5 protein-coding genes are annotated in these 6237 nt (G+C 46.5%); 4 read left to right on the top strand and 1 reads right to left on the bottom strand.

The window, feature by feature from the left end:
* The 3 genes from KDK19_RS10220 to KDK19_RS10210 all read left to right on the top strand — a co-directional run.
* The coding region (locus KDK19_RS10220; protein WP_257291873.1) for a hypothetical protein at positions 1 to 535 on the top strand (535 nt) is incomplete at its 5' end.
* Between the two features lie 29 nt (positions 536 to 564).
* A complete protein-coding gene (locus tag KDK19_RS10215; protein ID WP_257291872.1) occupies positions 565 to 3300 on the top strand; it encodes a phospholipase D-like domain-containing anti-phage protein in 2736 nt (911 codons plus the stop codon).
* 28 nt (positions 3301 to 3328) lie between these two features.
* On the top strand, positions 3329 to 3928 hold the full coding sequence (locus KDK19_RS10210) for a hypothetical protein (protein WP_257291871.1): 600 nt from the start codon (positions 3329 to 3331) through the stop codon (positions 3926 to 3928).
* 285 nt (positions 3929 to 4213) lie between these two features.
* Here KDK19_RS10210 and KDK19_RS10205 read toward each other — a convergent pair whose 3' ends face one another.
* Complete coding sequence (locus KDK19_RS10205; protein WP_257291870.1) at positions 4214 to 4672, bottom strand: hypothetical protein; 459 nt, start codon at positions 4670 to 4672, stop codon at positions 4214 to 4216.
* A 279-nt stretch (positions 4673 to 4951) separates the two neighbouring features.
* Here KDK19_RS10205 and KDK19_RS10200 point away from each other — a divergent pair, with 279 nt between their 5' ends.
* On the top strand, positions 4952 to 5968 hold the full coding sequence (locus KDK19_RS10200) for a hypothetical protein (protein WP_257291869.1): 1017 nt from the start codon (positions 4952 to 4954) through the stop codon (positions 5966 to 5968).
* Positions 5969 to 6237 lie beyond the last annotated feature (269 nt).

Below are 6237 nucleotides of genomic sequence, written 5' to 3'. Positions count from 1 at the left end.
AGGTGAGGTAACGGTTGTAGACGAAATTGTTCAACAAGCCGCAGAAGCTGCTAACAGCTTGCTGGTACCAGAAGGCTTGGAAAAAGAAACCTGGCAAGCCATACGAGGTATTCAGCGTTTCTATCTGCGCATGATGGATATGGAAGAAGGCGCAGGTGCATCCAAACTGGATAATTACCAGAACTTTGCCAAAGCATTTCGGGTGGCTGATTACACCAGCGTGATGGCCAGCATGACCGCCAACAAAGCTTGTTTGAAAGGTGTGAAGGACTTTACTTCCCGCGACCTGACTGACAGCACTGAGCTTGGCCCAACACATCTTGGCCGTGTGGTGATTGCCTTGCAGCAGCTGCTGGCAGAAACCGAGCCACAAGTGGTGATCTCCCAGTTACAGGAAGACTTACCGGACTTTCTTGAAAGTCGACCGCTCTTGATTGATCTGGCCAGTTTCATCAGCAAGAAATCATCGGATCAAGCGGTGCGTGATGTGGCCGAAGTGCTTACTGGGCGCCTGCGTAATCTGCGTTTGGGTTAAACCTTCAATATCATCACTAAGAGGCATTAATGAGTATTCGGCGCTTTTCATCCCGCACTCACCAACTGGATAAAACCTTTCTGGCGGATCATCTGAAGGGCGCCCGGAGCTACAAGCGTATTGCAGGTTATTTTACCAGCTCCCTGTTTGAAGTGGCTCACGAATGGATTGAAGACATACCTGATGTAAAAATCGTTTGTAATGTGGATATTCATCCCGACGACCTCAAAGTAGCGCAGCTGCGTGAATCGAAAATGATTGGGCGCTGGAACAAAAATGATATTGAAGCCGAGTCTTTGCTCAACCGCTCCCGCTATAAACGACTGGACGAGTTTCTGGCAAAGCGGGGGCAGGTGATTCGGGTTGCTCCAGACAGTGTGTGTGGTTTTGTCCATGGCAAGGCTGGCGTGATTGAACTGGCAGATGGCAGAAAACTGGGCTTCATTGGCTCAATGAATGAAACCAGTAGCGGTTGGCAGAGACACTACGAAATTCTTTGGGAAGACAGCTCACCGGAAGGCGTGGCATGGATAGAGGAAGAATTTGATTACCTCTGGAATGCCGCCCGCCCATTACCGGAGGCAGTATGCAGGGAGATTAAACGCCGTGGTCGTCGTCATGAAATCATCGTGGATGAAATCAGCAGCGATGACAACCTGGCGCCTGCTGCATTGGTAGAAAGCCCGATGTATCGGGAGGGCATGAGTTTGCAGCCCTGGCAACAGGGGTTTATCACAGAATGTCTGAGCCACTATCGGAATTATGGCGTTGTTCGGTTATTGCTGGCCGACGAAGTCGGGTTAGGTAAAACCCTTTCTATGGGTACTGCGATGTTGGCACTGTGCCTGCTGGCAGAGAAAGAAAAGAAGCGTCGCAAGCCTGTTATCATCTTTGCCCCTGCAACACTCTGTGAGCAGTGGCAAACCGAAATGATGGATAAGCTGGGCGTCCCCTGTGCTCGCTGGAATACCGAGAAAAAGGTCTGGTGGGATCACGATGACCGGGCGGTTTCGCCTTCTGGTACAGAACACATCGCCAAATGTCCGCTCCGTATCGGTATTGTTTCTACCGGTCTGATGATGCGTGACTCTCTGGAAAAGCAATACCTGCTTGGATTAAATTATGGCCTGGTGATTCTGGATGAGGCGCACAAAGCCCGGAGTCGACAAGGTTTTGGTAAAGATGCTGGCAGTCCGAATGCCTTGCTGGAATTTATCAGGGAAGTCGCCGCTCGTTCTGACCACGTGTTGCTGGGGACGGCAACCCCTATCCAGACTCGACCAGAGGACCTTTGGGATTTGGTACGCGTTTTACATCAGGGGAAAGGTCGTTTTGTGTTGGGTAATGACTTTGCCCCCTGGCATAGCCCGAAAGACGTGCTGCCGATTTTGTCGGGAGAAGAGGAGGTGTCAGATCCGCAATATGCATGGGAACTTTTACGTTCACCCCTGCCGACATTGAACTCCACTAATGAAGGTCGTGCACGGCGTTTGTACAGTGCTATCCGACAAGATTTAGGCATTCCCAAAGACAAATGGCAAGGCGGATCTTATACGGATTTGAGCATCGATGTGCGGGAAGATTTGCAATTTGCTCTGGAAAGCACCATTGCAGGAGCCAGCTTCTTCCAGAGGGAAAACCCTTTTGTACGCCATGTTGTATTACGAAAACGCACCACGCTGGAAGATGCAGGATTGTTGAAAAAAATTGGTGTTGATATTCACCCAAACCTGAATCTGGTCCGGAAAGTGAATGACTTTCATGCCTTATTTGAAGGGCAGGCGCTGCGCACCAGCGAGCATTTCCGGGAAGCCTATGCCGAAGCAAGGGTATTTGCGAAAGCGCTGAGTAAAGACGGCAAAGGTGGTGGCTTTATGAAGAACCTGATGGAACAACGAATCTGTTCCAGCGTGATTGCAGGCATCAATACTGCACAAAAATTGCTGGAAGGTCGCACCATCCACGAAGAGACAGATGATGAAGATTTTGATCTTGTCGTTCAGAACGATGCTGAGCGGTCAGCACTGACCACACTGCTGCACCGCCTGAAACAGGTCAAAGAAGACCCCAAGCTGAACGCTGTAATCCATTATCTGGAAACAGAAGGCTGGCTTGAACATGGCGTTATTATCTTCAGTCAATATTACGATACAGCACACTGGTTAGCGGATTCGTTAGCCAAACGATATAAGCAAGAAGCTGTTGGACTTTATGCTGGTGCAGGACGAAGTAAGTTATACCGTGAAGGTGAGGCAGTTGGTATTCAGCGGGAAACCCTCAAAGAAATGGTGGCGGATCGCGAACTCAGAATTATGGTGGCGACTGATGCTGCCTGCGAAGGTCTTAACCTGCAAACACTGGGCACACTAATCAATATTGACCTGCCCTGGAACCCCACAAAACTGGAACAACGAATCGGGCGTATCAAGCGTTTCGGACAAGCTCGTGATCGCGTGGATATGTTAAATCTGGTCAACGAACAAACTGTAGATGAGAAAGTGTATGACCGCCTTTCAGAGAGAATGCGTGATCGCTTTGACCTGTTCGGTTCATTGCCCGATACCATCAAAGATGAATGGATTGAAGACATAGAAACACTGGGTGAAAAAATGGACGAATATATTCACGACCACAGAGAAGCCACCGGTTTTGACTTGAGATATAATGCGTCTATGCAACCATCGGATAATGAATGGAGAGATTGTTCTCAGGTGCTTTCACAGCGGGATTTTGCCAGCCTGATGCGAGAAGGGTGGAGCAGCTGACCGTTGTTAAATAAGGAGGCTGCCTTCCATGGAATTAAAGCTGGGTATGTTTACCGGCCATTGCTGGGGCTTCGTGACTGAAATTCAGGCATCAAACACAACAGGGAAAATGCGTCAGATCTGTCGAAAGGCTAAAAATATTTACCGCCATGCGGAGATTGTCACAGGTACAAGAACTGAGATAGGCAAGAGATACACTTTTACCAAAGATGGTAACTTTGAAGTCGCCAGTGATTTGTTACTCTATCTTGCTATCTGCTTCCGATATGGAAAAGCTTACCTTTTTCAACTGCCGCTACCTATTGATGAATGTGACCCGTCGCACCTTGCAACACAAGACTATCACGAGCTGCATTATGATAGGCAGCTTCAGATGTTCAGAATAACTTACAATAAAGTCAATTATGACCACATTGCTTATATCCAAAAGCGTTGGAATAAATTTTTTGAGGAAGAAACAGACACCCTCTTGCAGAGGCAGTCTGAACTGGTTCGCTGGATAGTCGATGCAGTCACTTCCCCTCCTGGACATCTTCACATTGTCTATTGTCAGCAACAAATTAGAAAAATACTCAATGAGTTGCTTTCTGAACTGAATTATGAATCCGAAGAAGAGGCTGTTGTTTGAATGCAATAAATAGAATTCCGGAAGCTGCCCCCTAATTGGTGTGGGTATCGCAAGAAGTTTGGTAGCTCAATATTGAGTTATATTTGCTGACGAACATTACGGAATCTGATGGGAGGTGGTATGAAGCCCTGTCAGTATTTCTAGTGCTAATTGCCCCGTCATACCTGCATTGGGACCTTGTAGTATTACAGCCTGCAAAAGAGCATGAACGCATTATAAACGAAGGGTGGTTCAAGCGGCTTATGTCATAAAAGAGTAAGACCAACGGAGTAGAAAAAATCAAACTCACAGGCCGATTATGGTAATACACTTCTTGTTTTTGAGTTGCTCCTCGATCCAGTCAACCAGCTCTTGAACAGTCTTCTTAAAAATACCCATGTTATCATCGAACCTCTGTTGAATAAGGCGATTAATGCCATCACCATAAATACTCACATAAGGCTTTAAGTCGCTGAGGTGCTTAGCTGTTTCAAGCTCTACCAGTAGTTTTTTATAAAGCTCTAGTATTTCAAGCCACTCTGATTTTTTTATGACCGTGTATCCATAAAAATCATATCGGCTAACTGCAGATTTGATCACTCTGTCGAAATAACTGAAATGGTCATCCATGATGAAAATAGAGTTATCAGACCAATGCTTACCATTAAAGTGGCCGGGCTGTAGTTCAACAAAATGAGTGCCGTCCAACTCACTTTTATTTCTTATGATTTTCAGGTCACTCATTACAATCCAATCTGAATCCATTAAAACCTCAGCTTGCTAATTATTTTTAGAGAAGAAAGCTCTGACAATCCAGGTAAATCCAGTGAAACAAAATTATAGCTCAGGTGATAGTGACTATTTGGCAGCACTACATGAGCCAACCCATTGACTGAGGGTTTGTCCTCGGAAACTATACCAACCACAAGGTAGCCTATCAGATAGCAGACTATGATGTTGCAGTACCCGTCTAGACCTCAACTGAATCGTGGCTTTGCCCGGTTTGTGTCTGATATATTGGAAGGGTAAGAGGGTAATAGAGCTATGCCAATTTATGAAATCACCAGCGATTCACTAACCCCCGTTGAAGCGACTTCATTTGAACAAGAGAACCTGAAAGAGAGGCAAGACCTTCAACGACTTCTGAAAGCCAATATTGAAGCCATCAGCCCGGATACATTGATCATTGCGGAAGAGTATGGCGATTTTGTCGAATCAAACCGACGCATTGACCTACTGGGCATAGACACCAATGCCAATCTGGTTGTAATTGAGCTGAAGCGGGACGATCTGGGCGGCCATATGGAGCTACAAGCTATTCGTTATGCAGCAATGGTTGCCAATTTAACCTGGGACCAGGCCATCAATGCCTATAAGCAATTTCTGACCGACAACGACCAGGACGCAGATGCTGAAAGTTCACTACTGAGTTTTCTGGGTTGGGACTCCCCCTCCAGCGAGGACTTTGCTCAGGAAACCCGCATTGTTCTGGCTGCCCGGAACTTTTCAAAAGAAATTACCACGTCCGTATTGTGGCTCAATGACCGTGATCTCGACATTACCTGTGTCCGACTGAACCCATTACGGTTCGAAGACCACCTGCTACTGAACGTTGAACAGATTATTCCTCTGCCTGAAGCAGTAGATTATCAGGTTAACGTCCGGCACAAGAAGCGGGAGGAGCGAGCGGCACGAACAGACAATAAAGACCGATCCCTGTTAAGCCTTCACATCGATGGAGAACCCTTCGAAACTGGCTTTAAAAAGTCCAACATTGGCTATCTGGCAGTCAAAGCACTCGAACATGCAGAACTGATTGATGAAGCAACATTTGAGTTCCTTCGGAATAATACTTCCTGCGCATTTCGACTGCTTAAGACCCTGGATGAAATTACAGATAATGAAGAGAAGTACAGAAGGTACAGAACCCAGCAAAAAGCTGAGTTCTTCTATCAAGGCCAGGAGTACTACATCGCCCGTAACTGGGGTGTCTCAAACATAACCCCTTTTATCCGAGAAATTGAGAACCGTTTTCCCCGGATAAAAATCACCATCGACTGAATTTAGGGGCCTATGATCCCTCATGAAAAAAGCCATTTTTTTAAACAGCTCCATGAAACTTCTTTTTTGTCGCTGGCTCCCAAGACAGAAAATACTCCATCATGAGTTTTTTACTTGTTCAGTATAAGACTGCTATGCAGGGCAAATAGCTTATATGACATGTATTTTCTGTCACTAAAGTTGTGCGTATGCTCCCCCACATATGAACTAAAGTATCATCGGGACTCCCTGTCCAGCTCCCCCCCTGGCTCTCCCACGCTACAATTCTC

The organism is Endozoicomonas sp. ONNA1 (genome assembly GCF_024606325.1).
Classification (GTDB): Bacteria; Pseudomonadota; Gammaproteobacteria; order Pseudomonadales; family Endozoicomonadaceae; genus Endozoicomonas_A.
Note: the sequence above shows the minus strand (reverse complement) of the source record. Positions and strands in the feature narration are given on the sequence as shown.

Coding starts and splice junctions, on each gene's coding strand:
- KDK19_RS10215 (WP_257291872.1), top strand. CDS start 565: ATGAGTATTCGGCGCTTTTCATCCCGCACTCACCAACTGGATAAAACC.
- KDK19_RS10210 (WP_257291871.1), top strand. CDS start 3,329: ATGGAATTAAAGCTGGGTATGTTTACCGGCCATTGCTGGGGCTTCGTG.
- KDK19_RS10205 (WP_257291870.1), bottom strand. CDS start 4,672: ATGGATTCAGATTGGATTGTAATGAGTGACCTGAAAATCATAAGAAAT.
- KDK19_RS10200 (WP_257291869.1), top strand. CDS start 4,952: ATGCCAATTTATGAAATCACCAGCGATTCACTAACCCCCGTTGAAGCG.